The sequence below is a fragment of the Sphingomonas sp. MA1305 genome, assembly GCF_016107325.1.
Lineage (GTDB): Bacteria > Pseudomonadota > Alphaproteobacteria > Sphingomonadales > Sphingomonadaceae > Sphingomonas.
The window spans coordinates 586,270-606,818 of the sequence record NZ_RCVT01000002.1; the positions used below are offsets into that span (position 1 = coordinate 586,270).

A 20,549-nucleotide genomic window follows, 5' to 3' on the forward strand; every position below is an offset into this window, starting at 1 on the left:
CAGTTGCCATTGTGTTCCACCGGGTTAAGGCGGGGGCGGTGATCCCTTATCCTGCCCTCCACGCCAGCCACGGCGGCATCTGGATCGCCACCGCCGAGGGTACGCGCGCGGTCGGCCGTGGCGAGGCGATCGCCCTTGCCGCGGATACGCCGCTGATCCTGCTCAACGCGCCGCTAATCGGGCAGCGGCTCGGCTATGCGGAGCTGTCCGGCCTCGACCTGCTCGAACTCTTCGCCTTTCTCCATCCCGCGCGCTTCACCGTGCCGACGCCCAAGGGCCTTGCCCGCGCCGTCGATCTGTCGCCGCCGGAGAGTGACGAGGATGTCGCGGCCTTCCTGCGCGAGGCGGCGGCGGCATTGCTCGCCGTGCCTGCCAGCGACTGGCCCGAGCGCGAGGGCGCATGGAGTGCGGTACAGGCGCTGACTCGGCTGCGCTGGCCTTGGGCGCCGGCGATCGGGCCGCTGATCGCCAAGCCCAAGGAGCATGAGCGCTGGCTGTTCGGCAAATTGCCGGAATGGGAGGAGGGCGCGCCGCGGCCGGCCCCGCGCGCGGTGACGATCGGTAGCGACGAAGCGGAAGCGCGGCTGGTCGAGCTGACCGGCCACGGCGCCGAGGAACGTCCCGGCCAGCGCGCCTTCGCCGCCGCCGCCAGCGCCGCCTTCGCGCCGCGCAGCGTCCGCGACGCGCCCAATCTGGTGCTGGCGGAGGCGGGCACCGGGATCGGCAAGACCCTGGGCTATCTCGCCCCCGCCTCGCTCTGGGCGGAGCGGGCCGGCGGCGCGGTGTGGCTGTCGACCTATACCAAGGCACTGCAGCGCCAGCTCGCGCAGGAGACGGTGCGCCTCTATCCCGATGCCGAGACGCGCAAGGCGAAGGTGGTGACGCGCAAGGGGCGCGAGAATTACTTGTGCCTGCTCAACCTCGAGGATGCGTTGCAGGGCGGCTTCGCCGGCCGCGCCGCGGTGCTGGCGCAGCTGGTCGCGCGCTGGGCGGCCTACAGCAGCGACGGCGACATGGTCGGCGGCGATCTGCCTGGCTGGCTGCCGACTTTGTTCCGCCGCAACGGCCCCGCCGCGCTGACCGACCGGCGCGGCGAGTGCGTCTATGCCGGTTGCCCGCATTATCGGAAGTGCTTCATCGAACGCGCCGCCCGCGCCTCCGCCGACGCCGATCTGGTGATCGCCAACCATGCCCTGGTCATGGTCAACGCCGCCCGCGGCCGCGAATTGACGACGCGGCCGACGCGCTATGTCTTCGACGAGGGCCACCACCTGTTCGACGCGGCCGATTCGATGTTCGCGGCGGCACTGACCGGGCAGGAGACGATCGAGCTGAGGCGCTGGATCCTCGGCCCGGAAGCGGGTGGCCGCGGCCGGCGGCGCGGACTGCAGGCGCGGCTGTCCGACGTCGCCAGCTATGACGAACAGGGCGGCCTCGCCATCCAGGACGCGGTGGATGCCGCGCGCCATCTCGCCAGCGACGGCTGGCTGGGGCGGATCGCGGAGGGCGCACCGTTCGGACCGATCGAGCATCTGCTCGCCGCGGTGCGCGGCCTCACCTATGCGCGCGCCGAACAGCCGGGCGATGCGGGCTACGGCCTCGAGACCGAACTCGCCGAGCCGACGCCGGAACTGATCGAGGCCGCCGCCCCCGCCGCTGCCGCGCTCGACGCGCTGGTCCGTCCGCTCGTCACGCTCGGCCGGCGGCTGGAGGCGGTGCTGGCCGAGGCGCCCGACTGGATGGACGCTGCGGCACGGGCACGGGTGGAGGGGGCGATCGCCTCGATCGGCTGGCGGGCGGAGACGGTGGCTGGCTGGCTGGCCCTGCTCGCGCGGATCGGCGGTCCGGTCGATGCCGATTACGTCGACTGGCTGGCGGTCGACCGGATCGAGGGGCGCGAATATGACATGGGGCTGCACCGCCACTGGCTCGACCCGACGCGGCCGTTCGCGCGCGTCGTGCTGGAGCCCGCCCATGGCGCGCTCGTCACCTCGGCGACGCTGACCGGCGGCGGCGACTGGGACACGGCGGAGGCGCGAGTCGGGGCGCCGCATCTCGCCCGCGCGCCGGCACGGTTCGAGGCGACCAGCCCGTTCGACTATCCGGCGCAGGCGGAGGTGCTGATCGTCACCGACGTCAAGCGCGGCGACCTGCCGGCACTGGCCAATGCCTATGCGCGGCTGATCGTCGCGGCGGGGGGCGGCACGCTGGGCCTGTTCACCGCGATCCGGCGGCTGCGCGGCGTGCACGGCCGGATCGCCGACCGGCTGGCGCGCGAGGGGCTGCCGCTGCACGCGCAGCATGTCGATCCGATCGACACGGGTACGTTGGTCGACATCTTCCGCGACGATCCCGCCGCCTCGCTGCTCGGCACCGATGCCTTGCGCGACGGGGTCGACGTGCCCGGCCATTCGCTGCGGCTGGTGGTGATGGAGGGCGTGCCCTGGCCCAAGCCAAGCGTGCTGCACGCGGCACGGCGATTGGCCGGCGGTGGCAGCGCCTACGATGACCGGATCGTGCGGGCGCGGTTGGCGCAGGCGTTCGGGCGATTGATCCGCCGCGGCGACGATCGGGGCGCCTTCGTGATGCTGTCCGCCGCCTGCCCGTCGCGATTGCTCAGCGCCTTTCCGCCCGGCGTCCCGATCGCGCGGGTGACGCTGGACGAGGCGGTGGCGCGGGTGGCGGAGCGGCTTTCCTTGACACCGATCATCGGGCATGAGGCCGCGCAACTGGGCTGAGCCGGAAAGGGCCGCGATGAAGACGCTGACGCTGCTGCGCCACGCCAAATCGAGCTGGGACGACACCGTGTCGCGCGATTTCGACCGGCCGCTCAACGGCAAAGGCCGCCGCGCGGCCGAAGTGATCGGCCGCCACATGCGCGATGCCGGCCTCGCCTTCGACCATGTCGTCGCCTCGCCTGCGGTGCGCGTCGGCGAGACCTTGGACGCGGTCGAGACCGGCTACGGCCGCACCTTCGCGCCCGCCTGCGACCGGCGCATCTATCTGGCGTCGGCGGCGACGCTGCTCGACGTGGTTCACGACCTGCCGGACACGGCGGACAGCGCGCTGCTGGTCGGTCACAATCCCGGGCTGGAGGACCTTGTCCTCATGCTCGTGCCCGAGGGGGCAGGGGCGCTGCGGACCGAGGTCGAGGCGAAATACCCGACCGCGACGCTGGCCGAAATGACCTTCGACGTCGCGCGCTGGCGGGATGTCGCCGAGCGGGCGGCGACGCTGACCCGCTTCGTCCGCCCGCGCGACCTCGATCCGACGCTGGGACCGGACGAGCGGTAGATCACGTCCGTCATGCCGGACTCGTTCCGGCATCCACCGTTCCGCAAACGCTCCGATCGGCGCATGTGCGGCGCCGTGGACCCCGGAACAAGTCCGGGGTGACCAGGGGGGGCTCTGTGTCGAAGCGCTCCCGCCTACTTCTTTTCCAATTGCGCCTTCAGCCCGGCGAGCGCGCCGAACGGCCCCGCCTCGTCCTCGCTCAGCACCCCGGCCTCGCGCAGCGCCGCCTCGGCCGCCGGGCTGCGCGGAAAGGGATCGAGGGCGAGCGCCATCGTCTCCGCCGCCGCCTCGCCCAGGTCGATCGCGCCGCCGTCATAGGGGATCGTGTCGAGTTCGCCGGCGTCCAGCTCGACCTCCTCGCCGTCGCCGAGCGCGGGCACGAACAGCAAAGCGACGGGCTCGTCGACCTGTGCCGCGATCGGCTCGCCGGTCACCGAACAGGCCTGCGTCACCGCCGCGGTCACCCTGCCGCGCACGGCGATCCCCGCCGCCTCGCGCCGGATCGCGAAGCGGGCGGCCAGCGAATCGATCCCGATCAGCCCGAAGCGCGCCGCGAGCCGCGTCCGCTCCGCCGGCTCCGCGGCGATCTCGACCACGCGCTCGCGCTCGCCGATCGTGTCGATCCGCTCCGGGCGGCTGAATTCGGGGGTCATGGCAAGTCTCCCGCGGCGAGGTGATCGACCGGCGTCGCCGCCAGCCGGGTGTGGAACGCGAGCAGCGCGTCGCCGACATGGTCCACCGCGGCGGGCGCGGGCGCCTCGCCGCGATAGAGGTTGCGGACCAGCGCCGGCGCGAGATCGCCCGCCGCCAGCCCGTCGCGATAGGCACCCAGACGGCCGCCGAGCAGGCTCATCATCTTGCCCATCTGCTTGCCGACGACCAGGTCGCCGATACCGATCTGGCGCAGCTGCGCGTCCATGTCGTCCACGAACCGCTCGGTCAGCTGCACGCTCAGCGTCGCCGCCGCCGGCTCGCCTTCCAGCCGGAGCAGCACGAAGGCGAGGATCGTCGCGATCATGTCGAACCGACCGTCCAGCGTGTCGGGGACGGCACCGTCGACATACCAATGTTCGGCGCGTCCGCGCGTCACCACCGCATTGTACAGCGGCAGCGCCGCATCGCGGTTCTCGCCGAACAACCTGCCCCACAACCCCACGACCGCAACGTCCTCTCGCCTGTGCGCGGCGTCGTCCGCGCTTGATGCCTCTTCGTTCCTCGCATATCGAGGCGTTCGGCGGGCGATGCAATCGGCCTTGCCGCTGCCGGGCGTTGCCGCCGCTGGAGAAAGTGATGAGCGTATCCTTTGCCCGTTCGTGCCTGGTCGCGGGCCTCGGGCTGACCCTGATGGCGGCGGGCGCGTGCACGCCGCTGCGTTCGCATCAGGGCTATATCATCGACGTCGACCTGGTGAATGCGATCCAGCCGGGCGTCGACAATCGCCAATCGGTCGCGGCGACGCTGGGCCGGCCGACCATCGCCAGCCAGTTCGCGCCCGCCGACTGGTATTATGTCGCGCGCGACAGCCGCAATCTGAACTTCCAGACGCCCAAGGCACGCAGCCAGATCGCGCTGAAGATCAGCTTTGACGCGGCCGGCACGGTGACCTCGATCACCCGCACCGGCGTCGACCAGATCGCCAGCATCAGCCCCTATGGCAAGACGACGCCGACGCTGGGCCGCAAGCGCGGCTTCTTCGAGGATCTTTTCGGCAACATCGGCACGGTCGGCGCGGCGGGCACCGGCGCCGGCGCCGGCGCACCGGGCGGCGGCGGACGCACCGGACCGTAAAGCTTCGACCCGATCGGCATTGGCCGCGCCGCCTGCTACGCATCGGCGCGGCCGTGCCGTGCTTGGATCCGGCACTGATCCCGAAAGGGGTTTGGGATCAGGTGCGGCAAACGTCCGGCACGGCGTTTTGTTCTGACTTTCGTAACCAAAAGTCCGCACCGTTGCGCGCGCGCAACAGGGGCGTGACGGACGCCGCCGGCTACCCCCGCCGTTCGACCCCGCGGGTCAGCTCGGTCAGCGCGTGATCCGCCAGCACCGGCCCGGCGTTGCCGCTCGCCATCACCGCGCGTTCGGCATGGCGCACGCGCTGCAGCGCCGCCGCGAGCATCGCCGCATTCCAGCGCCGCAGGGCCTGTGCGGTGGCGGCCTCTTCGCGGAAGAAGATGCGATGGCGCTTGAACACGCTGTCCTGCGTGGCGCCGGAGTCGATGTCCGCCTTCATCTCGGCCAGCGTCATCAGCCGCCGGGCGAGCTGGCGCAGCCAGGGGATGGGGGAGGTGCCAGCCTCGCCCAGCCGGGTCAGTTCGAGGCCGAGCGCCGCGCTGCGGCCGCCGATCACCGCGTCGATCACCGCGCCCATTTCCGCCTCGCCGAGATCGGCGCCGATCGCATCGAGCGCGGCTTCGTCGAGGTCGTGCGGCCGGTCTGGGGCGGCGTCGAGGAACAGCGCGAGTTTGTCGATTTCGCTCGCCAGCACCGCCCGGTCGCCGCCGCACCCCGCCGCCAGCCGCTGGGTGACGCCGGGCTGCGGGCGCAAGCCGGCATCGCGCGCCATCGTCGCGGCGAGTCGTTCGAGATCGGCCGCGGTCGGTTCGTAGCAGGCGAAGGCCATCGCCCGTGGCGAATCGATCGCCAGCTTGACGATCTTGGCCGTCGACTTGACCGTCGGCGCCAGCGCCACGACCGGATTGCCGGCATGATCGGCGGCAAGCAGGGCGGCGAACGCCTCCAGGCTCTCCTCGCCCGCCGGCGAAACGCGGATATGGCGGGCGCCGCCGAACAGCGACATCGACGCCGCTTCGTCCGCCAGCCGGGCTGGATCGCCCTTCAGCGTCGCGCCGTCCAGGTCGATGCGCTCCGCGTCCGGGCCCATCGCCTGCGCCAGCCGCGCGGCGAGTTCGTCGGCGGCGGACCCGTCGGGACCGTGCAGCAGGTACAGGCGCAGATCGGGTGACGGCCGCTCCATCGCGGCGCGGATGTCGCGCGCGTTGGCCTTCAAGCGATCCTCAGCGCGCTGGGAGGCGCCGCCGCGCGTAGAGCGCGAGCTTGGCGACGATCTGGTCGGCGACGATGCCGGAGAGATTCTCCAGCGCGGTGTTCTCCGCCGCGATCGTCGCATATTCGGACGAGGTGATGACGTCGATGCCCGCGTCGGAGCCGGCGGTCGCGTCGAGCAACACGCTGCCGTCGCTGAGATTGACCAGCTGATAGCGCGCCCGCAGCGTCCGCCGCTCGCGCGTCACGCTGTCGTCGCGCCGTACGCCGAGGCCGGCGATCTGGTCGTCGAGCTTGACGTCCAGCCGGTATTGCGGCGTGCCGGACGCGGCGAGCCGGTCGCGCAGCGCATTGCCCATCAGCCAGCCGGCCTTGCCCTGGATCGGCGCGACCTCGACGCCGGACAGCGCCTGCGCCACCCCGCCGCCGGCGCCGCCGGCGTACAGGGGGTGCAGGCCGCAGCCGGTCAGCGGGACGAGCAGCAGCGCGGCGGCGAGGAATCGCTTGGTCATGCGACGATATTGACCAAACGGCCGGGCACGACGATCACTTTCTTCGGCGCCTTGCCCTCCAGCGTGCGGACGATCTTGTCCGACGCCAGCGCCGCCGCCTCCAGCGCGTCCTTGGCCAGATCCTTCGGCACGGTCAGCGTATCGCGCAGCTTGCCGTTGACCTGCACCGCGATCGTCACCTCGTCCTCGACCAGCAGCGCCGCCTCCACCGCGGGCCAGGGCGCATCGGCGATCAGCCCGTCGAAGCCGTGACGTGACCAGGCTTCCTCGGCGATATGCGGTACCATCGGCGCGACCAGCAGCATCAGCGTGCGGATCGCATTGCTGCGCGACGGCGAGGGCGGTGCCTTTTCGATCGCATTGGTCAGCTCATACAGCTTGGCCACCGCCTTGTTGAACGCCAGCGCCTCGATATCGAGCGCGACGCCGTGGATCGTCTGGTGCAGCTTGCGGTCGAGCGCGATGTCGCCGCCCTCTCCCGGCTCGGCCGGGTCGGCGTCGAACAAGCGCCACAGGCGCTGGACGAAGCGCCACGATCCTTCGATCCCGGCTTCCGACCAGGGCAGGTCGCGCTCGGGCGGCGAGTCGGACAGCATGAACCAGCGCGTCGCGTCGGCACCATATTGATCGACGATCGGCTCGGGATCGACGGTGTTCTTCTTCGACTTCGACATCTTCTCGACGCGACCGACCTGGATCGGCTGTCCGGTCGCGGTCTCGACGCCACCAGCGATCTCTGCCGGTGACAGCCAGCGGCCGTCCGCCGATTTGTACGTCTCGTGCGTCACCATGCCTTGGGTGAAGAGCCCGGTGAACGGCTCGGCGATGTCGAGCATGCCGATATGCTTGAGCGCCCGCGTCCAGAAGCGGGCGTAGAGCAGGTGCAGGATCGCATGCTCGACGCCGCCGATATACTGGCCGACCGGCAGCCAGCTTTCCGCCACCGCGCGGTCGAAGGGCTTGTCGTCCGGCTGGCTGGCGAAGCGGATGAAATACCAGCTCGAATCGGCGAAGGTGTCGAGCGTGTCGGTCTCGCGCACCGCCTCGCCGCCGCAGGACGGGCAGGCGACGTGCTTCCACGTTGGATGCCGGTCAAGCGGATTGCCGGGCACGTCGAACGACACGTCCTCGGGCAGGACGACGGGCAGCTGGTCCTGCGGCACCGGCACCGCGCCGCAGGCGGAGCAATGGATGATCGGGATCGGCGTGCCCCAGTAGCGCTGGCGGCTGACGCCCCAGTCGCGCAGGCGGTAGACGGTCGACCCGCGGCCCCAGCCGTCGCCCTCCGCACGGCGGATCACCTCGCGCTTGGCGTCCTCGACGTCCATGCCGTCGAGGAAGCGCGAATTCACGATGGTCCCAGGGCCGGTATAGGCCTCGTCGCCGTGGAAGACGGGATCGGTGATGGCGCCGTCGGAGACGACGCGGCGCACCGGCAGGTCGTATTTGCGCGCGAAGTCGAGGTCGCGCTGGTCGTGCGCCGGAACGCCGAACACCGCGCCGGTGCCGTATTCCATCAGCACGAAATTGGCGATGTAGACGGGCAGCTGCCATGTCGGATCGAGCGGATGCGCCGCGGTCAGCCCGGTGTCGAAGCCGAGCTTCTCCTGCGTCTCCAGCTCGGCTGCGGTGGTGCCGCCCTGCTTGCAGCGTTCGATGAACGCGGCGACGTCGGGCCGGTCGGCGAGCGCCTGCGCGATCGGATGATCCGCCGCCACCGCGACGAAGCTTGCGCCGAAGATCGTGTCCGGGCGGGTGGAGAAGACCTCGACCGATCCGCCGTCGGACGTGACGAAGCGGAAGGTCAGCCCCTGGCTCTTGCCGATCCAGTTTTCCTGCATCAGCTTGACCTTGTCCGGCCAGTCCTTGAGCTCGCCGAGCCCGTCGATCAGTTCGTCGGCGAAGTCGGTGATTTTGAGGAACCACTGGCTGAGCTTGCGCTTCTCGACCAGCGCGCCGGAGCGCCAGCCGCGGCCGTCGATCACCTGCTCGTTGGCGAGCACGGTCATGTCGACCGGGTCCCAGTTGACCGCCGATTCCTTGCGATAGACCAGGCCGCTCGCGAACATCGCCAGGAACAGCGCCTGTTCGTGCCCGTAATAGTCCGGCTCACAGGTCGCCAGTTCGCGCGTCCAGTCGAGCGCGAAGCCGAGCCGCTTCAGCTGCGCCTTCATTGTTGCGATGTTGGCGCGGGTCCAGGTGCCGGGGTGGACGCCCTTTTCCATCGCGGCATTCTCGGCCGGCATGCCGAACGCGTCCCAACCCATCGGGTGGAGCACTTCATAGCCGCGCATCCGCCGGAAGCGCGCCAGCACGTCGCCCATCGTATAGTTGCGGACATGGCCCATGTGGATGCGCCCCGACGGATAGGGGAACATCTCCAGCACATAGCTTTGCGGCTTGCCGCTATTATCCTGGGCCGCAAAGGTGCGGCGCTCGTCCCAGATCGCCTGCCAGGCGGCGTCCGCCTTCAGGGCGTTGAAGCGCGTAGCCACGGTCGGCTGAACTCCATGCGTTGTAGCGTCGTAAGTCTCGGTGCCGGCCCGCTCTCCCGTCCGACCGCCCACGGACTATCCTGATGAGCGGTCGGGCTGGGGAGCGGGCCGGCACCGCACACGGGCGTCAGCCCGCAATAGAAGCCCGGCGCAGGTCGCGCGCCTTGGTCAGGATGATGTCTTCCAGCTTCTGCGTGGTGGCGGCGGCGACCGGGGCGGCGACCCACTGGCCGCCGCGGTTGACCTCGCGCAGCGCCGCGACGCGTACCGCGTCGGCGCGCAGATCCTGGTCGAGGATCGACACGGTGACCTTCATCCGCTCGGTCGGGACCTGCGGGTTGACGTACCAGTCGGTGACGATGACGCCGCCGTTGGAATCGGTCTGCACCAGCGGCATGAACGACAAGGTGTCGAGGCTGGCGCGCCACAGATAGGAATTGACGCCGATCGTCGTCACCTTCGACGCGGCGAGATCGGCCTTGGCGGTACCCGACTTGCCATGGGCGCAGGCGGCGAGCGGCAGGGCGACGACGGCGACCATGAGAGCGGTGCGCAACGAGCGGGTCATGGCGGTAGGGTCCTTGGACAGGGGAATGGCTTTCGCTCTACAGCCAGCCCCCCGACGCTGCAAGGCGGCGCCCCGTCCCCCTCGCGCCTGTCCGCCAGACGTCCTATATTGTCGGTCTGTCGCGATATCTGTGTGCCGGATGCAACATTCGGAGGAAATGTTGCATGGGGGCCACGCCAGACCATGTTGGCTTGAGGCGGAATCGTGGTAGGCGCGTTGCCGCGGGAATCTAAAGGGGTTTCGAATCGTGATCGCGAAGCGGGCGATGGCTGCAATGATGGCGGGGGCGCTGGTCGCCACCGGCGTCATCGTCGCGCCCGCCTTCGGAGCGGCGGAGGGGACGCGCGTCGTTCGCCGCGCCGCGCCGGCGCCGATGCGCTTCTCCGGCTCGTTCACGCCGGCCGCCGCCGACCCGCGCCTCGCCGCGGTGATCGCGCGCGCCGGCCTCGACGATGCCGCCTTCCGCTTCACCCCGGCCGAAGGGCGCCAGGACAAGCGCCGGGTGACCGTCGCGGTGCGTGCCCGCTCGAACCGGGCGCTGACCGTGGCTGCCATCGATCCGGCACGCGCCGGCCCGGCCAAGCCGGCGACGCTCGGCATCCAGCCGATCGCCTATAATCTGGGCGTTTCAGTCGGTTGGAAGAAATTCGCGCTGTCGGGCGACGTGTCGCGCCTCGACCTCGGGCCGCAGCCGGGCAGCCGCGAATCGGCGGATGTCGCGCTCACCTATCGCGCCGGTCGCGCCAGCAGCCGCCTGACCGCGGTCGCCGATCGTCCGCTCGGCAACACCAACAAGCTGGTCGAGGACATGCCGAGCTATTCGGTCGATCTCAGCAGCTCCTATTCGCTGACCCGCAATCTCGATCTGACCGCGGGCATGCGCTACCGGTCCGATCGCGACCGGCTGACCCGCGTCGGCGACGACGACCGTCACGACAGCCAGTCCGTCTACGTCGGTACCGCCTTCCGCTTCTGATCCTCGAAAGGGGATCGCGTCACCAGCCGACCGCCGTTGACGGCGGGCGGCGGCCTGTCGCGCAGCGATCACCGTGTTCCATCGCCCCTGTCCACGCCGGCGAATGCCAGGTCCAGCGGACAAGGTCTCTGCGATGAAGGGCGATACGGATCAGCAGCGTTCCCCAAGCAGCTTTCGGCGCGCGTCGGCGAGGGGCGTAATGGCCAGCGCGATGCTTCGTCTTCGGGCGAATCGACCCCGCCTTAGCCGACCGGCGCACCGACGTTGGGCAGGGTCGCATCCTCGGCGCGCGGCATCTTGCCGAACAACGCCCGGTCGGCCGGGCCGAAGGCGAAGCGCCACAGGATCAGCAGATAGGTCGCCGCGATCGCCGGTTCGCCGAACAGCAGTTCCGCCCATTCCAGCTCGTGCGGCAGCATGGTGAACAGCGTGCCGACGACGATCGCCGCAGCGGCCGCGCCGGCCAGCGGCCAGCGCCACGGCGACACCGGCGCCGCCAGGATGTGACCGAGCAGCCGCGCCTTGACGACCGAGGTCAGCCCGACGCTGAGCATCAGCGCGAGGGCGGGGCCCGCCGCCTGCCACACCTCCGGCCAGCCGAACGCGCGCGCCGCCATGATGAAGCCGAAGCTGAGGCCGATCTGCACCGCCAGCATCACCACCGAGATGATCAGATTGCGGTGCCGCGCCGTATAGACCAGCGCCGATTCGCATACCGCCCCGGTCGAGGCGAGCACCTCCGCGGTGAGCAGGAAGCCGAGCGCATAGCTGCCGGCGACGAACTGCGGCCCGACCACGCCCATCACCGCCTCGCCGGGGATCGATCCCATCAGCGCCAGGCCGCCCTGCGCCGCCATGATCCAGAAGGCGACTTGGCGCACCTGGTTGGCGATCGCGGCGCGGTCGTTCACCGCCAGGCTCTGGGTGATCACGGGGCCGAGGATGGGGTCGAAGCTGGTCTTCAGCTTCTGCGGCAGCGAGGCGACCTGTTGCGCCATGTAATAGATGCCGACCACCTTGGGTTCGAAGGTCAGGCCGAGGATGAAGCGGTCGACGTTGCGGCTGCCCCATTCCAGCGCGTCGGCGCCGGCGAGCGGCGCGTTCGACCGCGCCAGTGCGAACAGCGCGCCGGGATGCGGCGACCAGCCCTTGGGCAGGCCGTAGCTCTTGAGGAACGGGACCAGGCTGGCGATCAGCGCCGCGGTCATCGAGGCGACATAGGCCAGGACCAGCCCGTCCTTGGTGGTGAAGAAGGAAAAGACCCAGGCGGCGATCGAGATCGTCCACGGCTCCACCACCGCCCGCGCGGTCACCGCCGCCTTGACGTCGTGGCGATAGGCCAGGGCGGCAAGGCTGACATCGCTCCACGCCACCGCGACGATGATACACGGCAGGAACCGGTCCAGCCCGGTGACCTGCGTATTGGCGTACATCACTTCTGGAAAGGCGATCAGCAGCCCGCTCGCCGCGATCGAGGCGATGAACGCCACCGCCAGCGCATCCCAGACGACATGCGCATGCGGGCGATCCTCCGCCGATGCCAGCGCCTGCGCCAGGCCACGTTTCAGGCCGAGCGTCGCGACCAGCGCGGCGAGTTCGACCACCACCACCGCCAGCGCGAACCGCCCGACCAGATCGGCGCCATAGAGCCGCCCGGCGATGAACAGGAACGGGATGCGCGCGGCGAGGCGCAGCACGAAGCCGGCGATGTTGGTCCGCCCGCCCTTTGCCAGTGCGTCGATGTCCTGCGAATCGGAAGCCATCAACGGCTGGCCGTACGGCCACCCTCACCCTTCCGGCGCTGCGCGCCTCCCTCCCTCGCCCAATGGGAGAGGGAAGGGGCTCGCTCACTGCCGGCGAGTGGGAATGGTGAGGGGGATTGCGAAACGGCAGCGATCAATGCGCCGCTCCCCAGCTCGCGCCGACGCCGATCTCGATGCCCAGCGGCACGGTCAGCGTTACGGCCGGCTCCGCCGCGGTCGCCATCACCCGCTCGATCACCGGTCGCGCCGCCGCGACGTCGCCCTCCGGCAACTCGAAAACCAGTTCGTCGTGCACCTGCAGCAGCATCTGCACGTTCGGCAGGCCCGCCGCGGCGAGTGCCGGTTCCATCCGCACCATCGCGCGCTTGATGATGTCGGCGCTGGTCCCCTGGATCGGCGCGTTGATCGCGGCACGCTCGGCGCCCTGGCGCTCGTGCTGCACCCGCGACTTGATCCGCGGAAAGTGCGTCTTGCGCCCGAACAGCGTCGTGGTGAAGCCGCGCTCGCGAACCTGCGTCAGCGTTTCGGCGATGTAGCGGTTGATGCCGGGGAATCGCTCGAAATAGCGGTCGATCATCGCCTGCGCCTCGTCGGCACCGATATCCAGCCGTCCCGCCAGACCCCAGCGGCTGATGCCGTAGAGGATCGCGAAGTTGATCGTCTTGGCCTTCGCCCGCGTGTCGCGCGTCACCTCGCCGAACAATTCCTGGGCGGTCAGGCTGTGGATGTCGTCGCCGCGCGCGAAGGCGTCGCGCAGCTGCGGCACGTCCGCCATATGCGCGGCGAGGCGCAGCTCGATCTGCGAATAGTCGGCGGCGAGGATGACGTTGCCCGGCTCCGCGACGAAGGCGTCGCGGATCTGGCGGCCGACCTCGGTACGGATCGGGATGTTCTGGAGGTTGGGCTCGGTCGACGACAGCCGGCCGGTCTGCGCACCGGTCAGGCTATAGCTGGTGTGCACCCGCCCCGTCGCCGGATTGATCTCCTCCTGCAGCGCGTCGGTATAGGTGTTCTTGAGCTTGGTCAGCTGGCGCCATTCCAGCACGCGCGCGGCGATGTCCGCGCCCGGCGAATCCTTGTCGGCGGCGATCCGCTCCAGCTCGGTGACGTCGGTCGAATAGACGCCGGACTTGCCCTTGCGGCCGCCCTTGATCCCCATCCGCTCGAACAGCACGTCGCCCAATTGCTTGGGGCTGCCGATCGTGAACGGCGCGCCGGCGATGCCGTGGATCACCGTCTCCAATTCGCCGATCTGGCCGCTGAATTCCGCCGACAGGCCGGACAGTCGCTCACGGTCGACCTTGATCCCGCGCGTCTCCATCCGCGCGATCACCGGCACCAGCGGCCGGTCGACCATCTCGTAGACGCGGGTCGACCCCTCGACGGGCAACCGCGCCTTGAACCGCTTCCACAAGCGATAGGTGACGTCCGCATCCTCGGCGGCGTAGCGGGTCGCGGCCTTGAGATCGACCTCGTGGAAGCCGCGCTGCGACTTGCCCGTGCCGACCACGTCCTTGAAGGCGATGCAGCTGTGCGACAGATGCGTCGCGGCGAGTTCGTCCATGCCGTGGCCGTGCAGCCCGGCGTCGAGGTCGAAGCTCATTACGATCGTGTCATCGTGCGGCGCGACCGTGATGCCGCCGACCTCGTCGCACAGGCTGAGCACGGTCATGTCGTATTTGAGGTTGTGGCCGATCTTGAGCACCGACGGATCCTCGCACAGCGCCTTCAGCTTGGTCAGCGCGAGCGTGCGGTCGAGCTGCACCGGCGTCTCGCCGAACAGGTCGCTGCCGCCATGGCCGAGCGGGATGTAGCAGGCGAGATTGGCGGCCAGCGCCAGGCTGACGCCGACCAGCCTGGCGCGGGTCGCGTCGGTGCCGGTCGTCTCGGTGTCGATCGCGACCCAGCCCTGATGGCGGGCGACGGTGATCCACCGGTCCAGCGCCGCCTCGTCTACCACCGTTTCATAGCCGTCGTGATCGCACGGCGGGTCTTCCTCGAACGGCGCGTCGGTCGTTTCCTCGACCGGCGCATCGGCGACCTGGCCGAGCCGCGACAGCAGCGACTTGAAGCCGTGATGCTCCAGGAAGGCACGCAGCGGCGCGTCCGGAATGCCCTGCATCGCCAGTTCCTCGAGCGGATGCTCGAGCGGCACGTCGCAGGCGAGCTCGACCAGCTTGCGGCTCAGCCGCGCCTTGTCGGCATGTTCGATCAGGTTCTCGCGCAGCTTGCCCTTCTTGAACGTGTCGGACGCCGCGGCGGCGAGCACGCCTTCGACATCGCCATGTTCCAGGATCAGCTTGGCCGCGGTCTTCGGCCCGACGCCGGGGACGCCCGGCACGTTGTCGACGCTGTCGCCCATCAGCGCCAGCACGTCGCCCAGCTTCTCCGGCCCGACGCCGAACTTCTCGACCACCGCCTCCGGCCCGAGCCGGCGGTTGTTCATCGTGTCGAGCATATCGACCGACGGATCGGTCATCAGCTGCATCAGGTCCTTGTCGGAACTGACGATCGTCACCTGCCAGCCCTGCGCCAGCGCCGCCTTGGTATAGCTGGCGATCAGGTCGTCCGCCTCCCAGCCTTCCTCCTCGATGCACGGCAGCGAAAAGGCGCGCGTCGCGTCGCGGATCATCGGGAATTGCGGGACCAGATCCTCCGGCGGCGGCGGCCGATGCGCCTTGTACTGGTCGTACATCTGGTTGCGGAAGGTCGACGACGATTTGTCGAGGATGACCGCCATGTGCGTCGGCCCGTCCGCCTTGTGCAGGTCGTCGGCAAGCCGCCACAGCATCGTCGTATAGCCATAGACGGCGCCCACCGGCTCGCCATGTTTGTTGGTCAGCGGCGGCAGCCGGTGATAGGCGCGGAAGATATAGCCCGAGCCGTCGACGAGATAGAGATGGGGCATCGTCCCTGCCGCTTAGCGGATCGGGGAGAGGGGGCCAACGTAATCCTAACGGTTGCGGCACGGATGTGGCGACACTGTGTCCTTCGTGTCGCTTACGCTCCCTCCCGCGAGCGGGAGGGGCAGTGCTCACCCCCGCCTTCCATCCGCATAATCGGCCACCGCGCGCGCCACCGACGCGATCAGTTCCTGCCGCTCGCGGATCGGACGGCGACTGTCGCCGATCATCACCGCGATCGCATAGCGGCGGCCGTCGGGCGCGGTGAGCAGGCCGACGTCGTTGAAGCCGGCGTTGCGGCTGCCGAGGTCCTGTCCCGTGCCCGTCTTGTGCGCGATCTGCCAGCCGGCGGGCAATGCCGACCGCAATCGCGCGCGGCCGGTGATCGACGCCCCCATCGTGTCGAGCAGGATGCGCGTCGACGTCTCGGTGAATAGCTCGCCGCGCGCCAGCCGGGCGAGCGCGTCGGCGATCGCCAGCGGCGCCGCGCCGTCGGGCGGATCGTTGACATAGGCATCGAGCGCCGCGGCGCGCACCTCGGGCGACAGGCGCGAGCGGGCGAGTTCGAAGCCATTGCCCTTGGACATGGTCGCCTGGTTCCAGACCAGGCCGGCGGTGCGCGACTGGAGCAAGCGCTCGCCGGGGCCGAAGCGGATGTCGCCCAGCCGCTTGCGCTCGATCATCGCGCGCACCGCCGCGGGACCGCCGACATAGGTCAGCAGCCGGTCGTTGGCGGTATTATCGCTCATCGTCAGCGCGCGGCGCAGCAATTCGCCGACGGTGGTATGATAGCCGTCGCCCTTGACCAGCATCGCGATCGGCTGGTGGAACAGGGTCAGATCCTCGGGCCGCACCACGATCGGATCGTCGAGCCGCGCCTTGCCCTGGTCGCGCAGGTCGAGCAGCGTCATCGCCACCCACAATTTGCTTACCGACTGCTGCGGCATCCGTGTCCGCGCGCCGGGCGATGCGACGGTCCAGCCCTCATCCACGCCCCGAATCGCGATGCCGAACTTGCCCTCGAAGCCGGCGGCGATCCGCTCCACCGCCTGGACCAGTTGCGCCGGTGCGACCCGCCGGGCTGGCGGGGCGGCAGCGGGGATCGGGATCGACACGCTGACCGGCGCCGACGGGACCGGCGCCATGCTGCTGCCGCCGGGCCGCGAGTTGGACCCGCACCCCGGCAGGGCGGCGAGGGAGGCAAGGGCGAGGAGGCGGGCCGCACGGCCGGTCGATATCATGAGGGTACGATACTAGCCCATGCGAGGAAGGACGCAGCGATCCTTATCCGCTCACCGGGCGGGCGATACCATAGCGTAGCGCCCCTGCGACGAGCCGCCGCTGCGGCGCGGCGAGCCGCGTCGGCGGACCGCTGTCGCCTTTGTCACGCAACATAGCGCCGCCGCACCCGTTGGGCGCGACATCCAGCTTCAAATTGAAGGACATGCGCCATGGCGACGATGACCAGCGACTTCTTCGTGCAGCGCCTCAAGGCGTGGGGCGTGACCCGTATCTACGGCTATTCCGGTGACGGCATCAACGGCGTGCTCGGCGCCCTGCAGCGCGCCGAGACGGCAGGGGACGGCATCGAGTTCATCCAGGTCCGCCACGAGGAGATGGCGGCCTTCATGGCCAGCGCCCATGCCAAATTCACCGGCGAGATCGGCGTCTGCCTGTCGACCGGCGGCCCCGGCGCGACGCATCTGCTCACCGGCCTGTACGACGCCAAGCTCGACCATGTCCCGGTATTCGCGATCGCCGGCCAGGCGGAGGTGACGGTGCGCGGCGCCAGCTACCAGCAGGAGCTCAACCTCGACCGCATCTTCGCCGACGTCGCCGATTACGTGCAGGAGGTCGCGGCGCCGGCGCAGGTCCGCCACGTCACTGACCGGTCGATCCGCACCGCGGTCGCCCGCAACGGCGTCGGCGTGGTGGTGCTGCCCAAGGACGTGCAGGACCAGCCCTATAGCGAGCCCGAGGTCGCGCACGGCTTCACCCGCTCGGGGCCCGGCTATGTGCGGCCGCGCATCGTTCCGCAGGATATGGAGCTGCGCCGCGCCGCCGACCTGCTCAATGCCGGCAAGAAGGTCGCGATCCTGATCGGCGCCGGCGCACGCGATGCGGCGGACGAGGTCGTGCGGATCGCCGACCTGCTCGGCGCCGGCGTCGCCAAGGCGCTGCTCGGCAAGGACGTGCTGCCCGACGAGCTGCCCTTCGTCACCGGCGCGATCGGCCTGCTCGGCACCAAGCCGTCGTCGGACATGATGGCGGGGTGCGACACGCTGCTGATGATCGGCACTGGCTTTCCCTGGGCGGAGTTTCTGCCGCCCGACGGCCAGGCAAAATGCGTGCAGATCGATATCGACGCGGGCATGTTGTCGCTGCGCTATCCGGCGGACGTGCCGCTGCACGGTGGCGCGCAGGAGACGCTGGCAGCGCTGATCCCGCTGATCGCCGCCAAGGGCGACCGCAGCTGGCGCGAGCGTATCGAAACGGGAGTCGCGCACTGGTGGCAGGTGCTGGAGGAGCGGGCGCACGCCGCCGCCAATCCGGTCAACCCGCAGCGCGTTGTCTGGGACATGTCGCCACGCCTGCCCGCCGACGCGATCGTCACCTCCGATTCGGGCAGCTGCGCCAATTGGTATGCGCGCGACTTCAAGGTGAAGCGCGGCCAACGTTCGTCGCTGTCGGGCGGGCTCGCCTCAATGGGGGCGGCGGTGCCCTATGCGATCGCGGCCAAGTTCGCCCACCCGAGCCGGCCGGTGGTGGCGCTGGTGGGCGACGGCGCGATGCAGATGAACAACCTCGCCGAGATGATCACGGTGCAGAAATACTGGCGGCGTTGGGCCGACCCGCGCTTCGTCGTCTGCGTGTTCAACAACCAGGATCTCAACGAAGTGACCTGGGAACAGCGGGTGATGGAGGGCAATCCACGCTTCGAGACGACGCAGGACCTGCCCGACGTGCCCTATGCCAAGTTCGCCGAGCTGATCGGGCTGAAAGGCATCTTCGTCGACCGGCCGGAGGACCTCGCCGATGCCTGGGACACGGCGCTGGCGGCGGACCGGCCAGTGATCCTCGAGGTCAAGACCGATCCCAATGTCGCGCCGCTGCCGCCGCATGTCACGCTGCAACAGGCGAAGGCGTTCCTGTCGTCGATGGCGAAGGGCGACCGCGGTGCGGCGCAGGTGATCGCCGACACGGCGCGGCAATTGTTCAAGGAGGTGACGGGATAAGGTGCTCGCTCTCTACACTGTCATTCCCGTCAAGGCGGGAATCCAGAGACGCTGACGTTCCGGTCGTTGCGCGGACCTGCGCGTCTGGATCCCCGCGTTCGCGGGGATGACGCCTGTGTCTGCGGGCTTACGGCACCAGCACCGTGTCCACCGCCTCCGGCAGCATCTCGGGCCAATCGCGCGTATAGTGCAACCCGCGGCTTTCGTGCCGGCGCAGCGCCGAGCGCACGATCAGCTCGGCGGTCTGCAGCAGGTTGCGCAACTCGATCAGGTCCGGCGTTACCCGGAAGTGCCCGTAATAGTCCGCCACCTCCTCGGTCAGCATGGTGATCCGATGCTGCGCCCGCTCCAGCCGCTTGGTGGTGCGGACGATGCCGACGTAATTCCACATGAAGCGGCGGATCTCGGTCCAGTTCTGCTTGATCACCACCTCTTCATCCGAATCGGTCACGCGGCTCTCGTCCCACGGCCGGATCACCGGCACCGGCGGCAGGCTGTCCCAATGCGCGGCGATATGATCGGCGCAGGCCTCGCCGAACACGAAGCATTCGAGCAGCGAATTGGAGGCCAGTCGATTGGCGCCGTGCAGCCCGCTCTCGGTACATTCGCCCGCCGCATAGAGACCGGGCAGGTCGGTACGCCCGTCGCGATCGATGACGATGCCGCCGCAGGTGTAATGCTGCGCCGGCACCACCGGGATCGGAGCGCGGGTCATGTCGATGCCCAGCCCGATCAGCTTATCGTAGATGTTCGGGAAATGGCCGCGCACGAAATCGGGCGGCATGTGGCTGATGTCGAGATGGACATAGTCGAGCCCATAGCGCTTGATCTCGGCATCGATCGCGCGCGCCACCACATCGCGTGGCGCCAGCTCCATCCGCTCCGCGTCATAATAGGTCATGAAGCGCTTGCCGGTGACCGGGTTGATCAGCCGGCCGCCCTCGCCACGCACCGCCTCGGTGATCAGGAAGTTCTTGACCTCGAGATTGTAGAGGCAGGTCGGGTGGAACTGCATCATCTCCATGTTCGAGACGCGACAGCCCGCCCGCCATGCCATGGCGATGCCGTCGCCGGTCGCGCCGCGCGGCGCGGTGGAAAAGAGATAGGTGCGCCCCGCGCCGCCGGTGGCGAGGATCGTCGCGCGCGCGGTGTAGAGGTTGACGGTGCCCGTCCGCCGGTCGACCGCATAGACGCCCCAGACATTGCCGGCACCGGAATAGCGTTCCTCGTGCCGGCTGGTAGCCAGGTCGATCGCGACCTGATCGGGGACGAGGGTGATGTTGGGATGGGCTTCGGCCGCCTTCTGCAGCGCCTCCTGCACCGCCCATCCGGTCGCGTCGGCGACATGGACGATGCGGCGGTGGCTGTGGCCGCCCTCGCGGGTCAGGTGGAGGGCGTTGCCGTCCATCGCAAAGGGCACGCCGAGCTGTTGCAGCCGCGCGATCGCCGCCGGCGCCGCGCCGACGACGAATTCGACGACCTCACGGTCGTTGAGCCCGGCGCCGGCGACCATCGTATCCTCGACATGGTTGTCGAACGTGTCGCCGGGCTCCAGCACCGCGGCGATCCCGCCCTGCGCCCAGGCGGTCGATCCCTCGTTGAGCGCGCCCTTGGCGAGCACGGTGACGCGGAACCGCTCCGCCAGCGTCAGCGCCGCGGTCAGCCCCGCCGCGCCGGAACCGACGATCAGGACGTCGGAGGGAGAGGCAGCCGTGGTCACGACATCAACTCCGGTGTTCGAACGGGGAGAAGACGACATGCCGTCTGACGGCAGCGGCAAGGGCATCCGCCGCTATCGA

15 protein-coding genes are annotated in these 20,549 nt (G+C 69.6%); 5 read left to right on the forward strand and 10 right to left on the reverse strand.

The features are described from left to right. The first annotated feature begins 38 nt into the window (after positions 1-38). Together D9601_RS10720 and D9601_RS10725 are read left to right on the forward strand one after the other, a co-directional pair. A complete protein-coding gene (locus D9601_RS10720; RefSeq protein WP_198353997.1) occupies positions 39-2,738 on the forward strand; it encodes an ATP-dependent DNA helicase in 2,700 nt (899 codons plus the stop codon). A gap of 16 nt (positions 2,739-2,754) precedes the next feature. Further along, the gene (locus tag D9601_RS10725; protein ID WP_198353998.1) at positions 2,755-3,294 is read left to right on the forward strand and encodes a SixA phosphatase family protein; all 540 of its coding nucleotides are present in this window, start codon (positions 2,755-2,757) and stop codon (positions 3,292-3,294) included. A 134-nt stretch (positions 3,295-3,428) separates the two neighbouring features. Here the strand turns inward: D9601_RS10725 and D9601_RS10730 are convergent, their stop codons facing one another. Together D9601_RS10730 and D9601_RS10735 are read right to left on the reverse strand one after the other, a co-directional pair. Further along, a complete protein-coding gene (locus tag D9601_RS10730) occupies positions 3,429-3,947 on the reverse strand; it encodes a YceD family protein (RefSeq protein ID WP_198354000.1) in 519 nt (172 codons plus the stop codon). Further along, complete coding sequence (locus D9601_RS10735) at positions 3,944-4,450, reverse strand: ubiquinol-cytochrome C chaperone family protein (RefSeq protein WP_443024726.1); 507 nt, start codon at positions 4,448-4,450, stop codon at positions 3,944-3,946. The genes D9601_RS10730 and D9601_RS10735 overlap by 4 nt, the downstream gene beginning before the upstream one ends. Before the next feature lie 134 nt (positions 4,451-4,584). Here D9601_RS10735 and D9601_RS10740 point away from each other — a divergent pair, with 134 nt between their 5' ends. After that, positions 4,585-5,082 carry an outer membrane protein assembly factor BamE gene (locus tag D9601_RS10740; protein ID WP_198354002.1) on the forward strand — a complete coding sequence of 166 codons (498 nt, stop codon included), beginning with the start codon at positions 4,585-4,587 and terminating at the stop codon, positions 5,080-5,082. Between the two features lie 199 nt (positions 5,083-5,281). Here D9601_RS10740 and holA read toward each other — a convergent pair whose 3' ends face one another. The 4 genes from holA to D9601_RS10760 form a co-directional block, all read right to left on the reverse strand. Continuing rightward, positions 5,282-6,301 (reverse strand): DNA polymerase III subunit delta, encoded by a 1,020-nt coding sequence (holA, locus tag D9601_RS10745; RefSeq protein ID WP_198354003.1) that lies wholly within the window; start codon positions 6,299-6,301, stop codon positions 5,282-5,284. A gap of 7 nt (positions 6,302-6,308) precedes the next feature. Beyond that, positions 6,309-6,809, reverse strand: a complete 501-nt coding sequence (gene lptE, locus D9601_RS10750) for an LPS assembly lipoprotein LptE (protein ID WP_198354005.1) — start codon at positions 6,807-6,809, stop codon at positions 6,309-6,311. Further along, positions 6,806-9,304 (reverse strand): leucine--tRNA ligase, encoded by a 2,499-nt coding sequence (gene leuS, locus D9601_RS10755; protein ID WP_198354006.1) that lies wholly within the window; start codon positions 9,302-9,304, stop codon positions 6,806-6,808. The genes lptE and leuS overlap by 4 nt, the downstream gene beginning before the upstream one ends. Positions 9,305-9,431: 127 nt before the next feature. Next, positions 9,432-9,872 (reverse strand): DUF3576 domain-containing protein, encoded by a 441-nt coding sequence (locus D9601_RS10760; RefSeq protein WP_198354008.1) that lies wholly within the window; start codon positions 9,870-9,872, stop codon positions 9,432-9,434. A gap of 247 nt (positions 9,873-10,119) precedes the next feature. Between D9601_RS10760 and D9601_RS10765 the strand changes: the two genes are divergently transcribed. Continuing rightward, the gene (locus tag D9601_RS10765) at positions 10,120-10,848 is read left to right on the forward strand and encodes a hypothetical protein (protein ID WP_332837975.1); all 729 of its coding nucleotides are present in this window, start codon (positions 10,120-10,122) and stop codon (positions 10,846-10,848) included. A gap of 242 nt (positions 10,849-11,090) precedes the next feature. Here the strand turns inward: D9601_RS10765 and D9601_RS10770 are convergent, their stop codons facing one another. From D9601_RS10770 to D9601_RS10780, 3 genes are all read right to left on the reverse strand, one after another. Then, entirely contained in the window at positions 11,091-12,611 is a 1,521-nt protein-coding gene (locus D9601_RS10770; protein WP_198354009.1) for a lipopolysaccharide biosynthesis protein, read from the reverse strand. 133 nt (positions 12,612-12,744) lie between these two features. Further along, positions 12,745-15,519, reverse strand: a complete 2,775-nt coding sequence (gene polA, locus D9601_RS10775) for a DNA polymerase I (RefSeq protein ID WP_198354011.1) — start codon at positions 15,517-15,519, stop codon at positions 12,745-12,747. Between the two features lie 126 nt (positions 15,520-15,645). Beyond that, entirely contained in the window at positions 15,646-16,755 is a 1,110-nt protein-coding gene (locus tag D9601_RS10780; protein WP_198354012.1) for a serine hydrolase, read from the reverse strand. Positions 16,756-16,965: 210 nt separating this feature from the next. Here D9601_RS10780 and D9601_RS10785 point away from each other — a divergent pair, with 210 nt between their 5' ends. Further along, entirely contained in the window at positions 16,966-18,750 is a 1,785-nt protein-coding gene (locus D9601_RS10785) for a thiamine pyrophosphate-requiring protein (RefSeq protein ID WP_198354013.1), read from the forward strand. Between the two features lie 127 nt (positions 18,751-18,877). On the opposite strand, the gene nadB is transcribed toward D9601_RS10785, so the two are convergent. Continuing rightward, complete coding sequence (gene nadB, locus D9601_RS10790) at positions 18,878-20,509, reverse strand: L-aspartate oxidase (protein ID WP_198354014.1); 1,632 nt, start codon at positions 20,507-20,509, stop codon at positions 18,878-18,880. Between the last annotated feature and the right edge of the window lie 40 nt (positions 20,510-20,549).